This is a genomic window from Kitasatospora sp. NPDC004614 (assembly GCF_042873675.1).
Taxonomy (GTDB): domain Bacteria; phylum Actinomycetota; class Actinomycetes; order Streptomycetales; family Streptomycetaceae; genus Kitasatospora.
In genome coordinates, this window is record NZ_JBIALR010000030.1 from 55026 (window position 1) to 74046 (window position 19021).

Consider the following 19021-nt stretch of genomic DNA (forward strand, 5'->3'; position numbering starts at 1 on the left):
TTCTGCCGGGTGCCGGCCGGGCCCGGAGCGCCGGCGAGCGACCCCGCACCCCTTCAGTTCTGCCGGGTGCCGGGTGGGCCCGCGAAGCGGGGCGGGCGCAGGTGGGCGACCCGGCATCCCTTTGAAGCCCCCACCATCGCGGAGCGGCGTCTCAGAACGGCCGAGCCGGCCAGGGCGCGTCCGCCGGACGGAGGGCGTCGATGCCGCCGCGCGTCAGGGCCGTGTGGAGGGCGAGGGTGCCGGTGACGAGGGTGGGGTTGTGGAGTTCGCCGGCCAGGACCAGGTCGAGCAGCTGCTCCAGCGGGACCCACGCGGACTCGAGTTCCAGCTCCTCGCCGTGGGCCGCGTAGCGGTCCCCTTCGGCCTCGGAGAGGTCGGTGGCGAGGAACAGCCGCAGCGCCTCGTTGCTGCCGCCGGGCGAGGTGTAGAAGTCGACCAGTAGGCGCCAGTTCCCCGCCTTGCAGTACGCCTCCTCGAACAGCTCCCGCTGCGCCGCGTGCAGCGGGTTCTCGCCGGGGACGTCCAACAGCCCGGCGGGGAGTTCCCAGAGCCGGTGCCGGACGGGGTGCCGGTACTGGCGCAGGACGAGGACGCGGGCCTGTTCGTCGACGGCGAGGACGGCCACCGAGCCGGGGTGGAGCTGGTAGTCGCGCTGGGCCCATTTGCCGTCGGGCATCCGCACCTGCTCGGAGCGCATGCCCGTCATCCGGCCCTGGAAGGGCGTGTGCCCGTCCCGGACGTCCCATTCCTCGGCCACGTCGCGCATTCCGGTCACCGGGCACCGCCCCTTCTCGTCAGTCAGACACAAAGGACCAATCTAGCGGAGCCGAAGCCCCGACACGCCGAAGCCGCCCGCCCCGGAGCGAACTCCGGGACGGGCGGCCTCAGAACAGCACGGCCTCAAAAACCGAAGCGTCAGCCGACCTTGCGGTCGATCGCCGCGGCGACCAGACCCGCGAACAGCGGGTGCGGCCGGGTCGGGCGGGACTTCAGCTCGGGGTGGGCCTGGGTGGCGACCAGGTAGGGGTGGACCTCGCGCGGGTACTCGACGTACTCGACCAGGTCGCCCTTCGGGGAGAGGCCGGAGAACTGCAGGCCGGTCTTCTCCAGGTCCGCGCGGTAGGCGTTGTTGACCTCGTAGCGGTGGCGGTGGCGCTCCTCGACGTACTGCTCGCCGCCGTACACCTCGCGCACGATGGAGCCCTCGGCGAGCTTCGCCGGGTACAGGCCCAGGCGCATGGTGCCGCCCAGGTCGCCCTTGCCGTCGACGATGGCGAGCTGCTCGGCCATGGTGGAGACGACCGGGTGCTTGGCGGCCGGGTCGAACTCGGTGGAGTTCGCCTCGGGCAGGCCGGCCAGGTTGCGGGCGGCCTCGATGACCACGCACTGCAGGCCCAGGCACAGGCCGAGCAGCGGGATCTTGTTCTCGCGGCCGAAGGTGATCGCGCCGACCTTGCCGGTGACACCGCGGTCGCCGAACCCGCCGGGGATGCAGATCGCGTCGACGTCACCGAGCTGCTGCTGCGCACCCTCGGGGGTCTCGCAGTCGTCGGAGGTGACCCACTTGATCTCGACCCGGGCGTTGTTGGCGAAGCCGCCGGCGCGCAGCGCCTCGGTCACCGACAGGTAGGCGTCCGGCAGGTCGATGTACTTGCCGACCAGGGCGACCTTGACCACGTGCTGCGGCTCGTGGACGCGGCGCAGCAGGTCGTCCCAGGTGGTCCAGTCGACGTCACGGAACGGCAGGTCGAGGCGGCGCACCACGTAGGCGTCCAGGTTCTCGGCGTGCAGCACCTTGGGGATGTCGTAGATCGACTTGGCGTCGATCGCGGCGACCACGGCCTCTTCGTCGACGTCGCACATCAGCGAGATCTTGCGCTTGATGGCCTGCGGCACCTCGCGGTCGGCGCGCAGCACGATCGCGTCGGGCTGGATGCCGATGTTGCGCAGCGCGGCCACCGAGTGCTGGGTGGGCTTGGTCTTGAGCTCGCCGGACGGGCCGATGTAGGGCAGCAGCGACACGTGCACGAAGAAGACGTTGTCGCGGCCGACCTCGTGGCGGACCTGGCGGACGGCCTCCAGGAACGGCAGCGACTCGATGTCGCCGACGGTGCCGCCGACCTCGGTGATGACCACGTCGACGTCCTCGGTCGCCATCCGGCGGATCCGGGACTTGATCTCGTTGGTGATGTGCGGGATGACCTGGACGGTGTCGCCGAGGTACTCGCCGCGCCGCTCCTTGGCGATCACGGTGGAGTAGACCTGGCCGGTGGTGACGTTCGCCGAGCCGTGCAGGTTGGTGTCGAGGAAGCGCTCGTAGTGACCGATGTCGAGGTCGGTCTCGGCGCCGTCGTCGGTGACGAAGACCTCACCGTGCTGGAACGGGTTCATGGTGCCCGGGTCCACGTTGAGGTAGGGGTCGAGCTTCTGCATCGTCACGCGCAGGCCGCGGGCCTTGAGAAGCGCGCCGAGGCTCGAGGCGGTGAGGCCCTTGCCGAGCGAAGAGGCGACACCCCCGGTGACGAAGAGGTGCTTGGTCGTCACGGCGCGGCCGTTGGCCGACTTGCCGGAATGGGGCTGTGCCAAGAGGGGGCTCCCGTGGGGTGTCGTGTCGGAGAGTGACGCCGGTGGAGGGGCTACCCGGCCCTCGTTCCCACCAGTTCCACGGGATACCAGCGTATCAGTGCCCCGGCGAGTGCTCGCCCGCGTCCGGGTGGACGGGGCCCCGGCGGGTCGTCCGGACGGGTCGCCCGGGGGGTCGGGAAAGGGCCTGGAGGGCATGCGGCGCACGGGGTGCGGGCAGGCGGGCGGGGGAATCCGGACGCGCCCGAAACACCCGAATCATCGTATTCTGCTCAAACGTCGACATCCTCGCCCGACCCCCGACCCGTGCGCACCGCCGCCGCCGGGGCACGCTGGGCCGCTGGGAACGGAGAGCCATGGCCGGTCGCATCGAGGACTACGCGCTCATCGGGGACATGCAGACGGCCGCGCTGGTCCGCCACGACGGCGCCGTCGACTGGCTGTGCCTGCCGCGGTTCGACTCGCCCGCGGTGTTCGCGGGGCTGCTCGGCACCGACGAGCACGGGTTCTGGCGGATCGGCCCGGCGCTGCCCGTCGAGCCGCCGCCCGCCGCCACCCCGCCGAGCCGGGGCCTGCTGGACGCCGCCGAGCCGCCCGTCCCGCCGGTGACCGCCGCCGCACCCGCGCTGCCCTGCGACCGGCGCCGCTACCGGGGCGACTCGCTGATCCTGGAGCAGGAGTGGGACACCCAGGGCGGCACCGTCCGGGTGATCGATTTCATGCCGCCGCGCCACCTGCTCGGCACCCCCGACGTGCCGCAGATGATCCGCATCGTGGAGGGCCTGGCCGGCACCGTCCGGATGCGCTCGGCGGTGCGGATGCGGTTCAGCTACGGCCGGATCGTGCCCTGGGTGCACCGGGTGGAGCAGCCCGGCGGCGGGCACCGCACCGTCGCGGTGGCCGGCCCCGACTCGGTGTGGCTGGACGGCCGGGCCGAGACCTACGGCCGCGACCTGACCACGTACGCCGACTTCACCGTCACCGAGGGTGAGCGGATCGCCTTCGGGCTGACCTGGAAGGCCTCGCACGAGCCGGCCCCGGCGCCGCCGGACGCCGAGGACGCGCTGAAGTCCACCGAGCGGTTCTGGCGCGAGTGGGTCGAGCAGTGCCGCTACCGGGGCCCCTACCGGGAGGCCGTGGTCCGCTCGCTGATCACCCTGAAGGCGCTCACCTACGCCCCGACCGGCGGCATCGTCGCCGCCCCCACCACCTCGCTGCCCGAGGACCTCGGCGGCGAACGCAACTGGGACTACCGCTACACCTGGCTGCGGGACGCCGCGATCACGCTGTCCTCGCTGCTGCGCACCGGCTACCGCGAGGAGGCCCGCGCCTGGCGCGAGTGGCTGCTGCGCGCGGTGGCCGGCGACCCGGAGAACCTGCAGATCATGTACGGCATCGCCGGGGAGCGCGAACTCACCGAGTCCTCGCTCGACTGGCTGCCCGGCTACGAGGACTCCCGCCCGGTCCGGGTCGGCAACGGCGCCGCCGGACAGCTCCAGCTCGACGTGTACGGCGAGGTCGTCGAGGCACTGCACCTGGCCACCATGTCGGGCCTGGCCCGGCACGACCACGCCCACCAGCTCCAGCTGCGCCTGATCGAGTACCTGGAGGACCACTGGCGCAACCCCGACGAGGGCATCTGGGAGGTCCGCGGCCCGCGCCGGCACTTCGTGCACTCCAAGGTGATGGCCTGGGTCGCCGTCGACCGCACCCTCAAGCTGCTGGAGCAGCTGGAGCACGTGCCGCCGGGCCTGGCGGAGCGCTGGCAGAAGCTGCGCGCCGAGATCCACGCGGACGTGTGCGCCAAGGGCTACGACCCGGACCGCAACACCTTCACCCAGTACTACGGCGGCAAGGAGCTGGACGCCTCACTGCTGCTGATCCCGCAGGTCGGCTTCCTGCCGCCGGACGACAAGCGGGTGATCGGCACCATCGAGGCGATCCAGCGCGAACTGTCCACCGAGGACGGCTTCGTGCTGCGGTACCCGACGCACGACGATGGTCAGGGCAGCAACTCCAAGAACGTGGACGGGCTGTCAGGTCACGAAGGGGCGTTCCTGGCCTGCTCGTTCTGGCTGGCCGACGACCTGGCGATGATCGGCCGGGTCGGCGAGGCCCGCGAGCTGTTCGAACGGCTGCTGGCGCTGCGCAACGACCTGGGGCTGCTCGCCGAGGAGTGGGATTCGCGGACGCGCCGTCAGGTCGGCAACTTCCCGCAGGCGTTCAGCCACGTTCCGCTGATCGACACGGCGCTTCGGCTGACCGCCGCGGGCGGGCTGGACCTGTCGTCGCACTGACACCCCGTCATTGCTGACGCTGCACCAGTTCGTCGTAGACGGACAGCACCTGGGCGACGGTGGCCGCCTCGTCCGGCCAGGTGCGGGCCTGGGCGTGGCCGGCGTCCGCGAGTTCGGCGCACCGCTTGTCGTCGGCGAGCAGCTCACGGACGGCGCCGCCGAGCGCCCGCGGGTCGGCGAACGGGACCAGGACGGCGGCGTCGCCGACGAGTTCGGGGACGCCGCCGACGGCGGTGGCGACCACCGGCACGCCGGCCCGCATCGCCTCCTGGGCGACCAGCGAACGGGCCTCCCAGCGGGAGGAGAGCACCACCAGGTCGGCGGCGGCCAGCAGGTCGGGGATGTCGGTGCGGTGGCCGAGCACCTCCACGGGCAGCTTCTCGGCGCGCACCCGCTCGGCCAGCGCCTGCCGTTCGGGGCCGTCGCCGGCCAGCAGCACGTGCGGCATCGGTTCGCCGGGGGCGGCGAAGTGCGGGACGGCGTCCAGCAGCAGCGAGAAGCACTTCTGCGGGACCAGGCGGCCGATCGCCAGCACCACGGGGCGGCCGTCGTCGATGCCGGGCAGCGCGGCCCGGGCCGCGGCACGGTCGAGTTCGGCGGGCGGCAGCGGCGGGGCGGCGACCGGGCCGAGCCGGGCGTCGGTGGCGCCGAGTTCACGGGCCCGGGCGACCAGGTCGGAGGAGGCACCGAGCACCAGGTCGGCGGCCCGCACCACGCGGCGTTCCATCAGGCGCTGCAGGCGGCGGTCCAGGCCGGTGGAGAGCAGCGCGTGGTGCGAGGTGACCACCAGCGGGGTCTCCGGGCGGATGCCGGGGAACCGGCCCGCGGTGCGCAGCGCCAGGTCGGACAGCAGGCCGGCCCGCAGGCCGTGCGCGTGGACGACGTCGGCGCCGGTGAAGGCGCGGCGCAGCTCGCCGATCGCGACGGCGTCGGAGCGGGCCCCGGAGGTGGGGGTGATGTCCACGGTGTGCAGGCGGGCGCCGGCCGCGGAGAACCCGTAGCGGCGGTCGGCGCCCTCGGGCGCGCAGACCGTGACCGTCACCCCGTGGGCGACCAGACCCTGCGTCAGGGAGCGTACGTGCGCGCCGATCCCGCCCGTCGCGGCGGCCAGGACGAGCACCACGTGCAGCTGGGGGGCCGCGGTGGCCCGGGCGGCGGAATGGTCCACGTCGTCTTCGCTCCGACTCGTAGTCAGCTGGTTTCCGCTCGCCACGATGCCAGGTCTCTCGCCCTCTTGGACAGTCGGCACCGCTGCGGCGCGTCGCCCGGCCGTTCGGGCCGGACGACGCGTGCGGGGGCGGGGCGGGGTCAGCCCCGGGCGGTGCGGGCGGCCGCCAGCAGTTCCTCGGCGTGTGCCCGGCCGAGCTCGGAGTCCTCCAGGCCGGCCAGCATCCGGGACAGCTCGCGCACCCGTTCCTCGTCGTTGAGGGTCTTCACGCCGCTGCGGGTGACGGTGCCGTCGTTGGTCTTCTCCACCACCAGGTGCCGGTCGGCGAACGCGGCGACCTGCGGCAGGTGGGTCACCACCACCACTTGGGCGCTGCGGGCGAGCTTGGCCAGGCGGCGGCCGATCTCCACGGCGGCCTTGCCGCCGACGCCCGCGTCGACCTCGTCGAACAGGTAGGTCGGCACCGGGTCGGCGCCGGCGAACACCACCTCGACGGCCAGCATGACGCGGGACAGCTCGCCGCCGGAGGCGCCCTTGGCGATCGGGCGGGGCTGGGCGCCGGGGTGCGGGGCGAGCAGCACCTCGACCTCGTCCACGCCGTGCGCGCCGTAGGAGACGGTGCGGCCCTCGATCTCGATGCCGGACAGGTCGTCGACCTGGCTGATCGCGAAGGTCACCCGGGCGTGCGGCATGGCGAGTTCGGCGAGCTCGCCGGAGACGGCGGCGGCGAACTTGTCGGCGGCGGCGTGCCGGGCGTGCGACACCTCGGCCGCCAGGTCGGCCAGCTGGGCGCGCAACTCGGTCTCCTGCGCGCCGAGTTCGTCGATCCGCTCGTCGTCGCCGTCAAGTTCCAGCAGCCGCACCGAACCGGCCTCGGCCCAGGCGAGGACCTCGGCGAGGGTGCCCTCGGTGCCGGAGTACTTGCGGACCAGGTGGGCGAGGACGGCGCGGCGGTCCTCGACGGCGGCCAGGCGCACCGGGTCGGCGTCCAGGTCGTCGGCGTACCCGGCGAGGTCGCCGGCCACGTCGGCGAGCAGGTAGCCGACCTCGCCGAGGCGGTCGGCGAGCTGCGCGAGGCGCTCGTCGTGGTGCCGGACGGCGTCCACGGCGCGGCGGGCCTGGGCGAGCAGGGTGCCGGCGTCCACGGCCTCCGGGTCGGCGGGGTCGCCGGCCAGCGCGGCGTGCGCGAGCGTCGCGGCGGAGGACAGCGCGTCGGCGTGGCCGAGGCGCTCGGCCTCCACGGCCAGTTCGGCGTCCTCCCCGGCGACGGGTTCGGCGGCGGCGATCTCCTCCAGGCCGAAGCGCAGCAGGTCGGCCTCCTGGGCGCGTTCCCGGGCCCGGGTGGTCAGCTCCTCCAGCGTCGCCGACACCTCGCGCAGGGTGCGGTACACCTCGCGGTAGCGGGCCAGCGGCTCCGCGACGGCCTCGCCCGCGTACCGGTCGAGCGCGCCGCGCTGCCGGGACGGGCGCAGCAGCCGCTGCTGGTCGGTCTGGCCGTGCACGGCGATCAGGTCCTCGCCGAGCTCGGCGAGCAGCCCGACCGGCACCGAGCGGCCGCCGACGTGCGCCCGGGAGCGGCCCTCGGCGGAGACGGTACGGCTGATCAGCAGTTCGCCGTCGTCGAGTTCGGCGCCCGCCTCCTGGGCCCGGGCCACCACCGGCGAGGCCGGGTCGAGCGCCAGCCGGCCCTCGACGACGGCCCGCTCGGAGCCGTTGCGCACCAGCGCCGGGTCGGCCCGGCCGCCGAGCAGCAGCCCGAGGCTGGTCACCACCATGGTCTTGCCGGCGCCGGTCTCGCCGGTGACGGCGGTGAAGCCGGGGGCGAGTTCGACCACCGCGTCGTCGATGACACCCAGATCCCGTATCCGCATCTCGTCCAACACGGAGACGACCTTACGAGGTTCCACCGTCGGCGCGCGACGACCGCCCCCCGGTTCACCCGGAGGTGGCGGCCGGAACGGGCACCGTGAGGCGCGGCAGGAAGAACTGCACCAGCGGGCCGATGGCCAGCGCGTAGGCGACCGTGCCGACGCCGAACGTCCCGCCGAGGGCGATGCCGGCGGCCAGTACGGTCAACTCGATGCCGGTGCGGATCAGTCGCACGGAACGGCCGGTGCGCCGGTGCAGGCCGGTCATCAGGCCGTCCCGCGGGCCGGGGCCGAGCCGCGCCCCGATGTACAGGCCGGTCGCCACGGCGTTCAGCACGATGCCGGCCACCAGCAGCGGGATCCGGGCGGCGAGCGCGTGCGGGTGCGGCAGCAGCGCCAGCGTGGCGTCCATCGCGATGCCGAGGACGGCCACGTTGCCGACCGTGCCGACGCCAGGTTTCTGCCGCAGCGGTATCCACAGCAGCAGCACCAGCACGCCGACCAGCGTCACCCAGGTGCCGACGCTCAGGCCGAGGTGCCGGGCCAGGCCCTGGTGGAAGACGTCCCACGGGTTGCCGCCCAGCGAGGAGCGCAGCACCAGGGCCATCGAGACGCCGTACAGCACCAGGCCCGCGGCGAGCTGGACAACCCGGCGGGGCAGGTCGGTGGAGCGGGCGAACAAAGGCAGGGAGACCGCCATCGGGTGGACCTCTTCTCGTACGGTGCTTGCCGTTCCTCGGCACTGAACGCCACTATGGGCAGTCCAAAAGGGCACCCGACAGGGCCAATCCGATCCGAGTGGACTGATTTCCGATGGCCGAGTGGCACAGCACCCTGACCCCGCACGCCCTCGCCCGCCAACTGCCCCCGGCGGACGGCCGCCACCCCGCCTACCGGGCACTCGCCGACCGGGTCTCCCGGCTGGTCGCCGACGGCCGCCTCCCGGCCGGCACCCGGCTGCCCGCCGAACGCGAACTCGCCGCCGAACTCCGGCTCAGCCGCACCACCGTCGCCGCCGCGTACGAGGCACTGCGCGCCGACGGCTTCCTGCGCTCCCGGCGCGGCGCCGGCTCCTGGACGGCCCTGCCCGAAGGCACCCGGCCGCCCGCCGACGCCCTGCACCCGCTCGGCCCCGACCGCCCCGGCAGCGAACTCGACCTCGGCCTCGCCGCGCCCATCGCCCCGCCCCAGCTCGCCGAGGCCGCCGCCCACGCCCTCGAGCGGCTGCCCGCCTACGCCTGCGGCCACGGCACCTACCCGACCGGCCTGCCCGTCCTGCGCGAAGCCGTCGCCCGCCGCTTCACCGAACGCGGCCTGCCCACCGGCCCCGACCAGATCCTGATCACCACCGGCGCGATGAGCGCCCTCCACCTCGCCCACCACGCACTGCTCACCCGCGGCGACCGGGTCGCCGTCGAAGCACCCAGCTACCCCAACACGCTGCGCGCCCTGGACCGCCACGGCGCCCGCCTGGTACCCGTCCCGTTCGCCACCGACCATGCCGGGCCTGCAGGTTGGGACCTCCCCCAGTGGCAACGCGTGCTCCGCGGCGCCGCCCCCAAACTCGCCTACACCATCCCCGACTTCCAGAACCCCACCGGCGCCCTGATCGACGAGGACCAGCGCCGCGCCCTGCTCGCCCACGCCCGCGCCGCCGGCACCGCCGTCCTCGCCGACGAGACCTGCGCCGAACTCGGCTGGGGCGTCGCCGACTCCGACCTGCCCCGCCCGCTCGCCGCACTCGACCGCGACGCCCGGGTGATCACCGTCGGCTCGGCCGGCAAACTGCTCTGGCCCGGCCTACGGATCGGCTGGCTGCGCGCCCAACCGTCCCTGGTCCGTCAACTCGCCACCGACCGGGCCCTGTTCGACCTCGGCACCCCGGTCCTCGACCAGCTGATCACCACCCGCCTGCTGACCCACCACCTCCCCGCCGTCCGCGCCGAACGCCACGCCGGCCTGCGCGCCACCGCCGAAGCCTTCGCCGCCGCCCTGCCCCAGCACTTCCCCCACTGGCGCTTCACCCTCCCACCCGGCGGCCTCGCCCTCTGGGTGGCCACCCCCGGCCTCCCCGCCACCGCCCTCGCCCGAGCCGGCGAACGCCTCGGCGTCCGCATCGCCTCCGGCGCCCGCTTCGGCATCGACGGCGCGTTCGAGGAGTACCTCCGCCTCCCCCTCACCCTCCCCGCCACCCACGTCCCCGACGCCCTCCACCGCATCGCCGACGCCGCCGAACTCGCCCGCAACGAACGCTTCGCGACGGCGGATCCGGAGCCGTGCAGCCTTTGACAGCAGGTGGTCGAGAATGCAGGGGCGCGGGGAACTGCGCGAAGCGGAAGGCACCCAACCGCAAGATCGCAACGCAGGACAACGACTTGCACGTGATCGCGACCCTACGGACAGGTTGGCGCTTGTCGCGCAGTCAGGCCGTCCCCGACCGCCCGCGCCAGCCTGTCACCGGCAGCGCGAACTTCGCGACCAGCCGGTCCGTGAACGGCGCCCGGTGCAGCCGCGCCAAGCGGACCGGCGTCTTGCCCCGGCGGACCTCCACCCGTGCCCCGGCCGGGAGTTCGACCGAGCGCCGCCCGTCGCACCACAGCACCCCGTGCGGCGTTTTCGGCTGCACCTCGACGGCCAGCACCGAGTCCGGCGACGTCACCAGCGGACGGGCGAACAGCGCGTGCGCACTGATCGGCACCATCAGCAGCGCCTCCACCTCCGGCCACACCACCGGCCCGCCACCGGAGAACGCGTACGCCGTGGAGCCGGTGGGCGTCGAAAGCACCACGCCGTCGCAGCCGAAGTTCGACACCGGGCGGCCGTCCACCTCGGTGACGACCTCCAGCATCCGCTCGCGTGCCGCCTTCTCCACCGAGGCCTCATTGAGTGCCCAGTCCTCGTGCAGCACATCGCCGTTGGTGCGCACCAGCACGTCGATGGTCATCCGCTCCTCGACGGCGTAGTCGGCGTCCACCACCCGGTCGACCACCGTCGCCAGGTCATCACGCTCGGCCTCGGCGAGGAAGCCGACCCGGCCGAGGTTGATGCCGAGCATCGGCAGCCCGGATTCGCGGGCCAGTTCCGCCCCCCGCAGCAGCGTGCCGTCCCCGCCCGCGACCAGGATCAACTCGCAGCCGTCGGCCGCGCCCGGGCCGCCCGGCACCAGCTCCACCCCGTCCGGCAGATCCAGGCCCACCGCCTCCGCCTCCAGCAGCCGGATCCGGATCCCCGCCTTCAGCAGGCCGTCCACCAGCCCTTCCACACTGCGCAGGGCGGCCTCCCGGCCGGTGTGCGCGATCAGGAAGACCGTACGACGATCGCTCATTGCCCGCTGCCCTCTCCCTACGCCCGCCGGACCTTGCTGGCCCGGTCGTGGCATGCCAGTCTGCGCAACGCTCGGACGCCTGCCAAGTACCCTACTTGGGGCCCTCCGCCACGGCCCGGTCCGCGTCGGCCGGATCCAGCTGCTCCGCATCCCGGCGCAGCCACAGGAAATACTCCACGTTCCCCGACGGCCCGGGCAGCGGCGACGCCGTCACCGCCCGCACGCCCAGGCCCAACTGCCAGGCCTGCGACGCCACCTGGCGGATCGTCTCGGCCCGCAGCTCCGGCGAACGCACCACGCCGCCCGAGCCCAGCCGGTCCTTGCCGATCTCGAACTGCGGCTTCACCATCAGCACCAGGTCCGCGTCCGGCGCCGCGCAGCCGGCCAGCGCCGGCAGCACCAGGCCCAGCGAGATGAACGACAGGTCGCCCACCACCAGGTCGACGAGCGTCCCGCCGATCAGCTCCGGCGTCAGCTCCCGCACGTTGGTGCGGTCCATCACCGTCACCCGCTCGTCGCTCTGCAGCGACCACGCGAGCTGCCCGTAGCCGACGTCCACCGCCAGCACGTGCGCCGCGCCCGCGCGCAGCAGCACATCGGTGAAGCCGCCGGTGGACGCCCCCGCGTCCAGCGCGAGCCGGCCCTCCACCACCAGGCCCTGCGGGACGAACGCGGCGAACGCGCCCGCCAGCTTGTGGCCGCCCCGCGACACGTAGTCCGGGTCCGCGTCGTCCTTCGCGACCACCACGGCCGCCGCCGTCTCCACCTGCGTGGCCGGCTTCGTCGCCACCGTGCCGCCCACCGTCACCCGGCCCGCCGCGATCAGTTCGCTCGCATGCTCCCGCGACCGGGCCAGCTTCCGCCGCACCAGCTCCGCATCCAGACGGCGTCGTGCCACTGCCACTACTACGTCAGCTCCCACATTCCGCAATCGTCACTCGCGGTCCAGCGCCGCGAGGGTCGCGGCGAGCCGCGCATGAACATCTTCGTACACCTCGACCAGCTCCCCTGCCCCCACCCCGTCCGTCTCCCCCAGCCGGGCCAGCGCCTCGTCCACCTCGGACTCGCCCGTCCACCGCACCTCACTCATCGTCGGTGCTCCCTGGCTCCGGCTTCGCGGCGGGCTTCCGCGCGGGCGCCTTCTTCGCAGTCGTGGCCTTGCCGGGTGCGGCCTTCTTCTCGGTCTTGGCCGGTGCGGCCTTCTTAGCTGGTGCGGCCTTCTTAGCGGCGGCCTTCTTCACGGCGGCCTTGTTCGCCGCGGCGGGCAGCGGGGCCGACGGGCTGTCGGCGGTGGCCTTCTTGGTCACGGTCTTCTTCACGGCCGTCTTCTTCGCGGCGGCCTTCTTCGCCACCGTCTTCGGCGTCACGGCCGCGCCGCCCTCCGTCGGGGCCTTTCGCGGCACCGAGCGCTTCGCCGCGGCCTGCTTGGCCGCCGCGCCCTTGCGGGCGGTCGCCTTCCGGGGCGCCGGGGTGGCGGCCGGTGCCGTGTTCGTCGGCTGCTCGGCCGCCCCGTCCGGCGCCTCGTCGGCGGGCGCGGGCTCCGCGTCCCACCCGGCGCCGAACAGGCCCTGGGCCCGGGCGGCCGGGCGGACCGTCGGCTCCTCCGGCTTCTCCTCGGGCTCGGGTACGGCCGGCTCCTCGACCTCGCGCAGCTTCGACTCGAGGAAGCTCAGCACCACGCCGACCTTCACCACCTGGTCGCCGACCTTCTCGAACACCCGCTCGGCCTCGTTCTTGACGACGCCCGCGACCAGGTCCACCCCGGCCCGCCCGGCCGTCACCGTCTCCTCGGCCAGCACCCGCAACTGCTCGACCCCGGGCGGCAGTTCACCGGTCCGCTGGATCAGCCCCTCGGCCGCGCCCAGCACCCGACGGCTCGCCTCCTCGGCGAGCTCCGTCGCGACCACCACCACACCCCGCACCGCATCCCGCAGCATCCGAACCGCCTCCTCCGCGGGCACCGACTGCCCGCACTGACGCTACCCCGTCCTACGCCGGCCCGTACCCGCCCGCACCACCCGCCCCACGGTCGGCCCCCGGTCACCCCCGCCCGGCCGCCCCGCCCGCCCGGCGCGTTAGCGTGGAACGCCCCACCGACCACCGAGACAGGAGTACGCCGCACCCATGGTCACCATCGAGGAGTGCCGCCGCGCACTGGAGCAGCTCAGCCGTAACCTCGCCGGCGCGAACGGCGACGTCCGCAAGGCCACCGCCCTCGACCGGTCGCTCAGCTGCCACCTCACCGACCTCGGCCTGACCTTCACCGGGCGGCTCACCGACGGGCAGCTCACCGGCATCACCGAAAACCCCGGAGCCCCCACCGCCAAGGCCGACATCCGGCTCGCCACCACCGGCGACGACCTGGTCGCCCTGGTCGACGGCAAGCTGGCGTTCCCCACCGCCTGGGCCACCGGCCGCCTCAAGCTGGACGCGAGCTTCCTCGACCTGCTGCGCCTGCGCAGCCTGCTCTGACGCCTTCGCTCACCCGCAGGACTGCTGCGGCCCCGTCGTCGACGTCGCCACCGGCAGCGGCTCGGCGGTCGCCCCCGCCGCCCGCTCCACCCGCAGCTGCGGGGTGCCCTGCGGCATCTCCTTCGCCAGCGCCAGGTAGTACCGGCGCGTCCCGCCCGGCACCTCCGCGGTGCCGACGTCGATCAGCCGCGCCGCCCAGGACCCGCACCGCAACTCCAGCGGCCGCTCGCCGTCGGTGGTGAGCACGGCCGCCCAGCCGCCCGTCTCCAGCCGGCTCCGCGTCAGCACCTTGGCAGCCGGCGGGTCCGCGAGCGGCGTCCGGTCCTGGGGGTCGAAGCACGGGCTCCACCCGCCGGTGGCGTCCAGCGCGGCCGCGGTGACGCACCACTTCCCGCCCTGCTCCGACCAGCGGTAGGCCACCGCCTGTTCCGTCCGCCCGACCTCCTGGAACGAACCCGCCACCGGCTTCCGCCCGCCCAGGAACCGCTCCTGCACCATCTGGACAAGCACCGCCGACGGCAGCCCGGTCGGCGTCCCGACCCCCTCCGGTGGCTTGGGGGCCGGCCCTCCCGTGCACCCCGCCACCGCCAACGCGGCCATCACCAGCCCGGCGCCCCCGACAGCACGTCTGCGCATCGTCTCCCCCTTGGCCGACTCGAAGCCGTAGGGTTACCCGCTGTGGCGATCCCGCAACCGGCCGTGGCCACAACCGAGTTGATGACTCCTCAGCTCGCCGAGCAGTCCTGCGGATTCGGCCCCGGCGCGCTCCCCCACCCCGACAGCTGCTCGACGGCCATCCCCGTCGGCCGCCGCACCCGCAACTGCGGGTCACCCGGCGGCATGTGGTCGGCCGCCGCCAGGTAGATCCGGTACGGCCCGCGCTCCCCGTCCGCTTCGCCGAGGTACCCCGCCAGCAGCAACGCCAGCGCGGCCACCACCAGCCCGGCAGCCCTCACCGCACGTCCGCGCATCATCCCCCCTGGACGATCCGAAGCAGTGCTCCCGGGATACCCGCCCGGCTGATCGTCAACTCACAGCGCTGCCAACGCCTTTGACGTATCGGGGGTAGCGCCGTTCGCGTCCGCCCACGTCCACGCCGCCGCGCACAGCGCCCGCAGCGCGTCGATCCGCTCGCCGCCGCCGTCCAGGGTCAGCGCGCCGCCGTCCACGCCGGCCTCCCAGCCGCCGCAGGCGAACCGGCCGTCGACCGGCTCCGACACCTCGGGCTGCGGCTCCAGCAGGCCGCGCAGGTCGTCCGACAGGTAGGTCGGGCGGTGCTGCACGGGGGCGGCGAGCAGCAGTTCGGGGGTGGTGACGCCGGTGAAGACCAGCAGCGAGTCCACGCCGCCGTTGAACGCCCCCTCGATGTCGGTGTCGAGGCGGTCGCCGACCACCAGCGGACGCGTCGCGCCCGTCCGCAGCACCGTCTCCCGGTGCATCGGCGGCAGCGGCTTGCCCGCCACCTCCGGCGTCACGCCCGTCGCCGCCGACACGGCCGCCACCAGCGTCCCGTTGCCGGGCGCGATGCCGCGCGCGGTCGGAATCGACATGTCGGTGTTCGACGCCACCCACGGCAGGCCCCGGCCCACCGCGTACGAGGCCTCCGCGAGGTCCGCCCAGCCGACCGACGGGTCGTAGCCCTGCACCACCGCCGCCGGGCCGTCGTCCAGGGAACGCACCGGCACCAGCCCGCGCTCCTCCAGCGCCTCCACCAGCCCCGCTCCGCCGATCACCAGCACCCGCGAACCCGCCGGGACCTTCTCCGACACCACCCGCGCCGCCGCCTGCGCCGAGTTGATCACATCGGCGGGCTCGGCCGGCACCCCCAGCTCCGACAGGTGCTCCGCCACCACCCGCGGCGGCCGCGAGGCGTTGTTCGTCACGTACGCCAGCCGCATCCCGGCCGCCCGCGCCCGCTCCAGGGACTCCACCGCGTGCACGATCGCGTGCGGCCCGGCGTACACCACCCCGTCGAGGTCCAGCAGCGCCGTGTCGTACGCCTCCGTCAACGCCACCGCGCTACCCTGCGGCACGCTCCGCACCATCACAGCTCTCCACTCACCTCGAACGATCGAACACCCGCAACCTTAGGACCCGTCCGGCTCCTCAGGCGGCGCCAAGTACCCAGGCGCCCCCGGCCGCAGCGGACCGAACGCCCCCGCCCGGGCCGCCAGCGTCGCCCGGGTCTGCCGCAGCGCCGCCCGGTAGTGCTTGTTGCCGGGCTGCATCGCCACCGCCAGCGCCAGGTGCTCCGCCGAGGACTCGAAGTCCCCCAGCCGGGCCGCCGCCACGCCCCACCCGAACTGCGCGTAGTCGTCCGACGGGTCCGCCTCCGCCACCGTCCGGAAACTCCCCAGCGCCGCCGCGTACTGCCCGGCGTCGAACTGCGCCCGCGCCAGCGCCTCCCGGATCGACCGCGACCCGGGCTCCGCCTCCGCCGCCCGCGCCAGCAGCTGCACCGCCGCCGCCGGGTGCCGCTCCTCCAACAGCCGCACCCCGCGCCGGAACCAGTCGTACACCCCGCCGCCGGGCGCCCCCGCCGCACTTCCCGAAGAGGCCTCCGCGCCGTCGCCGTCGTGGCTCCCGTAGCTCATCCGCAACTCCCCGCTCTCCTGGTCGGCGCCCACCGCCCCGCCCGCAACCGGAACGGCCGCGTGCATCGCGATCTCCCAACAAGGAGTACCCGGCTAACATGCCCAGGATGAGCGCCCCTCGTGCCGAAATCGGCAACGAGCCCTCGGGCGGCCCCGGAGACCCCGGGCACGTCGCCACCGCAGGGCTGTCCCTGTCCCCGTTCCGCGGCCTGCGCTACGACCCCCAGAAGGTCGGCGACCTGGCCGCGGTGACCTCACCCCCCTATGACGTGGTGGACCCCGGACGGCGCCAGGACCTGGAGACCTCGGACCCGCACAACATCGTCCGACTCATCCTGCCGCGCCCCGAACCGGAGGACTCCGGCCTCCGCCCCGACCGCGACACCCGTTACCGGCACGCAGCCCGCCTGCTGCGCGACTGGCGCGAACAGGGCATCCTCACCGCCGACCCCCGGCCCGCCCTGTACGTCTACGAGCAGCACTCCCCCACCGGCGACCTGCAACGCGGCCTGATCGGTGCCCTCGCCGTCAGCGGCCCCGAAACGGGCGTCGTCCTCCCCCACGAGGACGTCATGCCCAAGCCCGTCGCCGACCGGGTCGGCCTGATGCGCACCACCCGCGCCAACCTCGAACCCCTGCTGCTCACCTACCGCGGCCACGGCCGCGCCGCCGAGGTCGTCGAACGCACCGCCGCCGACGAACCACTGCTGCACGTCACCACCAGCGACGGCACCCACCACCGGCTGTGGGCCGTCACCGCTCCCGCCGACCTGGCCGCCGTCAGCCGCGACCTCGCCACCTGCCGCGCCCTCATCGCCGACGGCCACCACCGCTGGGAGATGTACCTGCGGCTCCAGCGCGAACACCGCCACCTGCCCCGCAGCCCCTGGGACCGCGGCCTGGTCCTGCTCGTCGACACCGACCGCTACCCGCTGCGGGTCCGCGCCATCCACCGCGTCCTGCACCGCCTGCCGCTGCACGCCGCGATCGCCGCCCTCGACCCCGACGTCTGGCAGCTCACCGAACTCCCCGGCTCCCTCGACGACGCCCTCAAGGCCCTCGGCGAGGCCCGCACGGACGCCCGCAACGCCTTCGTCCTCACCGCCGGCGACGACCGCTACCTGCTGCTCACCGGCCCCGACGAACGCACCCTCGACGCCACCGTCCGCACCGACCGCCCCGAGGAATGGCGCCACCTCGACGCCACCGTCCTGCACGCCACCCTGCTCGACCGCACCTGGCACGTCCCTGACAGCCCCGAGCACATCGGCTACCTGCACTCCCCCGAGGCCGCCGTCCGCGAGGCCGCCCGCACCGGTGGCACCGCCGTACTGCTCCACCCCGTCGAGGAACGCGTGGTCCGCCGCCTCGCCGAGCAGGGCGTCACGATGCCCCGCAAGTCCACCTCCTTCGGCCCCAAACCGGCCACCGGATTGGTTCTGCGCTCCCTCGAACTCGGCTGACCCGAACCCGCGCAGCACGCAGAACGGCCCCCGCTCCTACCCGGAACGGGGGCCGTCTGACTGCCAGTTGAGAATCAGGCCTGCTTCGGCTTCTTCTCCTCGAAGGAGTCCTCGTCGTACTCCTCGTCGATCTCGAGGTCGTCGTCGTCGTAGAACTCCTCGACGTCCTCCTCGTCCTCGAAGATCATCCGGTCGTCGCCGATGTCGTCCTTGTTGACCGGCTTGCGGGCCGGCTCCTCGGACTCCACGGCCTCGGCCTCGGCGTCCTCGTCCAGCGCGTCGGTGAACTCCACGCCGTCGATCTCCGCCAGCCGCTCGGACGCGTTGGTCGAACCGTCCGAGTCGGCCTCCACGGCCTTTACGAACCACTCGCGGGCCTCGTCGGCCCGACCCGCCGCGATCAGCGCGTCGGCGTACGCGTAGCGCAGGCGCGCCGTCCACGGGTGAATCGCCGAGGACGCCAGCTCCGGGCTCTGCAGCGTCACCACGGCCGCGTCGAACTGCTCCAGGTCCGCGCGGGCACCCGCCGCGACCAGGCGCATCTCGACCTGACCGGCCTTGTCCAGCTGCTTCGTCTCGGGCTCGCCGGCCATCGCCAGCGCCCGCTCCGGACGGCCCAGACCACGCTCGCAGTCCGCCATCACCGGCCACAGGTCCACCCGGCCGGTCATCCGCCGCGCCGCACGGAACTCGGTCAGCGCCTCGGAGTACCGCTGCGTCATGTACGACGCGAAGCCGGCCGCCTCACGGACGCTCGCCACACGCGACGCCAGCCGCAGCGCGACGCGCGAGTAGTTGTAGGCCTCCTCCGGCTCGCTGTCGAGCAGCCGCGCGACCATCACCAGGTTGCGCGCCACGTCGTCGGCGAGGGTCTTCGGCAGGCTCTTCAGGTCCTGGCGGACATCCGCGTCGATCTCGAACCCGGTCACGTCGTCCGGGATCGGCAGCCGGCGCACCGGCTCCATCCGACGCTCGTCCTGGTCGCGGTTGAACCCGCCACGGTCGTCCCGGCCACCCCGGTAGCCACCGCGGTCGCCACGGTCGTCACGGGAACGGAACCCGCCACGGTCACCGCGGTCGTCCCGACGGAAGCCGCCACGGTCGCCCTGCGGGCGGTCGCCACGGTAGCCGCCACCCTGGGGACGGTCGCCACGGTCGTCACGGCGGAAGCCACCCTGCGGACGGTCGCCACGGTCATCGCGACGGAACCCACCCTGCGGACGGTCGCCACGGTCGTCACGGCGCTCGAAC

18 protein-coding genes are annotated in these 19021 nt (G+C 73.9%); 4 read left to right on the top strand and 14 right to left on the bottom strand.

The window, feature by feature from the left end:
• Positions 1-151: 151 nt before the first annotated feature.
• Complete coding sequence (locus tag ACFYST_RS35065) at positions 152-766, bottom strand: NUDIX domain-containing protein (RefSeq protein ID WP_387636891.1); 615 nt, start codon at positions 764-766, stop codon at positions 152-154.
• A 149-nt stretch (positions 767-915) separates the two neighbouring features.
• Positions 916-2586: a CTP synthase gene (locus ACFYST_RS35070; RefSeq protein ID WP_387636714.1), complete on the bottom strand. Its 1671-nt coding sequence runs from the start codon at positions 2584-2586 to the stop codon at positions 916-918.
• A 353-nt stretch (positions 2587-2939) separates the two neighbouring features.
• On the opposite strand from ACFYST_RS35070, the gene ACFYST_RS35075 reads away from it, so the two are divergent.
• Positions 2940-4880 (top strand): glycoside hydrolase family 15 protein, encoded by a 1941-nt coding sequence (locus tag ACFYST_RS35075; RefSeq protein WP_387636716.1) that lies wholly within the window; start codon positions 2940-2942, stop codon positions 4878-4880.
• A gap of 7 nt (positions 4881-4887) precedes the next feature.
• Here the strand turns inward: ACFYST_RS35075 and ACFYST_RS35080 are convergent, their stop codons facing one another.
• From ACFYST_RS35080 to ACFYST_RS35090, 3 genes are all read right to left on the bottom strand, one after another.
• A complete protein-coding gene (locus ACFYST_RS35080; protein WP_387868373.1) occupies positions 4888-6048 on the bottom strand; it encodes a glycosyltransferase family 4 protein in 1161 nt (386 codons plus the stop codon).
• A gap of 140 nt (positions 6049-6188) precedes the next feature.
• The gene (gene recN / locus ACFYST_RS35085) at positions 6189-7919 is read right to left on the bottom strand and encodes a DNA repair protein RecN (RefSeq protein ID WP_387868399.1); all 1731 of its coding nucleotides are present in this window, start codon (positions 7917-7919) and stop codon (positions 6189-6191) included.
• 64 nt (positions 7920-7983) lie between these two features.
• Positions 7984-8616: a YitT family protein gene (locus ACFYST_RS35090; RefSeq protein WP_387868375.1), complete on the bottom strand. Its 633-nt coding sequence runs from the start codon at positions 8614-8616 to the stop codon at positions 7984-7986.
• A 113-nt stretch (positions 8617-8729) separates the two neighbouring features.
• Between ACFYST_RS35090 and ACFYST_RS35095 the strand changes: the two genes are divergently transcribed.
• On the top strand, positions 8730-10205 hold the full coding sequence (locus tag ACFYST_RS35095; RefSeq protein WP_387868378.1) for a PLP-dependent aminotransferase family protein: 1476 nt from the start codon (positions 8730-8732) through the stop codon (positions 10203-10205).
• Positions 10206-10338: 133 nt separating this feature from the next.
• Here ACFYST_RS35095 and ACFYST_RS35100 read toward each other — a convergent pair whose 3' ends face one another.
• The 4 genes from ACFYST_RS35100 to ACFYST_RS35115 form a co-directional block, all read right to left on the bottom strand.
• On the bottom strand, positions 10339-11241 hold the full coding sequence (locus tag ACFYST_RS35100; RefSeq protein WP_387636726.1) for an NAD kinase: 903 nt from the start codon (positions 11239-11241) through the stop codon (positions 10339-10341).
• A 91-nt stretch (positions 11242-11332) separates the two neighbouring features.
• Complete coding sequence (locus ACFYST_RS35105) at positions 11333-12139, bottom strand: TlyA family RNA methyltransferase (RefSeq protein ID WP_387636728.1); 807 nt, start codon at positions 12137-12139, stop codon at positions 11333-11335.
• A 36-nt stretch (positions 12140-12175) separates the two neighbouring features.
• Positions 12176-12331: a hypothetical protein gene (locus ACFYST_RS35110; RefSeq protein WP_387868380.1), complete on the bottom strand. Its 156-nt coding sequence runs from the start codon at positions 12329-12331 to the stop codon at positions 12176-12178.
• Positions 12324-13178 (bottom strand): hypothetical protein, encoded by an 855-nt coding sequence (locus tag ACFYST_RS35115; protein WP_387868381.1) that lies wholly within the window; start codon positions 13176-13178, stop codon positions 12324-12326. Before ACFYST_RS35115 ends, ACFYST_RS35110 begins: the two co-directional genes overlap by 8 nt.
• Positions 13179-13365: 187 nt before the next feature.
• On the opposite strand from ACFYST_RS35115, the gene ACFYST_RS35120 reads away from it, so the two are divergent.
• Positions 13366-13713 (top strand): SCP2 sterol-binding domain-containing protein, encoded by a 348-nt coding sequence (locus ACFYST_RS35120; protein WP_387636736.1) that lies wholly within the window; start codon positions 13366-13368, stop codon positions 13711-13713.
• A 9-nt stretch (positions 13714-13722) separates the two neighbouring features.
• Here the strand turns inward: ACFYST_RS35120 and ACFYST_RS35125 are convergent, their stop codons facing one another.
• From ACFYST_RS35125 to ACFYST_RS35140, 4 genes are all read right to left on the bottom strand, one after another.
• Positions 13723-14349: a hypothetical protein gene (locus ACFYST_RS35125; protein ID WP_387868384.1), complete on the bottom strand. Its 627-nt coding sequence runs from the start codon at positions 14347-14349 to the stop codon at positions 13723-13725.
• A gap of 89 nt (positions 14350-14438) precedes the next feature.
• Entirely contained in the window at positions 14439-14684 is a 246-nt protein-coding gene (locus ACFYST_RS35130) for a hypothetical protein (protein WP_387868386.1), read from the bottom strand.
• Positions 14685-14744: 60 nt separating this feature from the next.
• Positions 14745-15758, bottom strand: coding sequence for an HAD-IIA family hydrolase (locus ACFYST_RS35135; RefSeq protein ID WP_387636744.1), 1014 nt, complete (start codon positions 15756-15758; stop codon positions 14745-14747).
• Between the two features lie 42 nt (positions 15759-15800).
• Complete coding sequence (locus ACFYST_RS35140) at positions 15801-16373, bottom strand: tetratricopeptide repeat protein (protein ID WP_387868389.1); 573 nt, start codon at positions 16371-16373, stop codon at positions 15801-15803.
• A 41-nt stretch (positions 16374-16414) separates the two neighbouring features.
• Between ACFYST_RS35140 and ACFYST_RS35145 the strand changes: the two genes are divergently transcribed.
• Complete coding sequence (locus ACFYST_RS35145; protein WP_387868392.1) at positions 16415-17770, top strand: DUF1015 family protein; 1356 nt, start codon at positions 16415-16417, stop codon at positions 17768-17770.
• Positions 17771-17844: 74 nt separating this feature from the next.
• Here the strand turns inward: ACFYST_RS35145 and ACFYST_RS35150 are convergent, their stop codons facing one another.
• Positions 17845-18726, bottom strand: a complete 882-nt coding sequence (locus tag ACFYST_RS35150) for a tetratricopeptide repeat protein (RefSeq protein WP_387868402.1) — start codon at positions 18724-18726, stop codon at positions 17845-17847.
• Positions 18727-19021 lie beyond the last annotated feature (295 nt).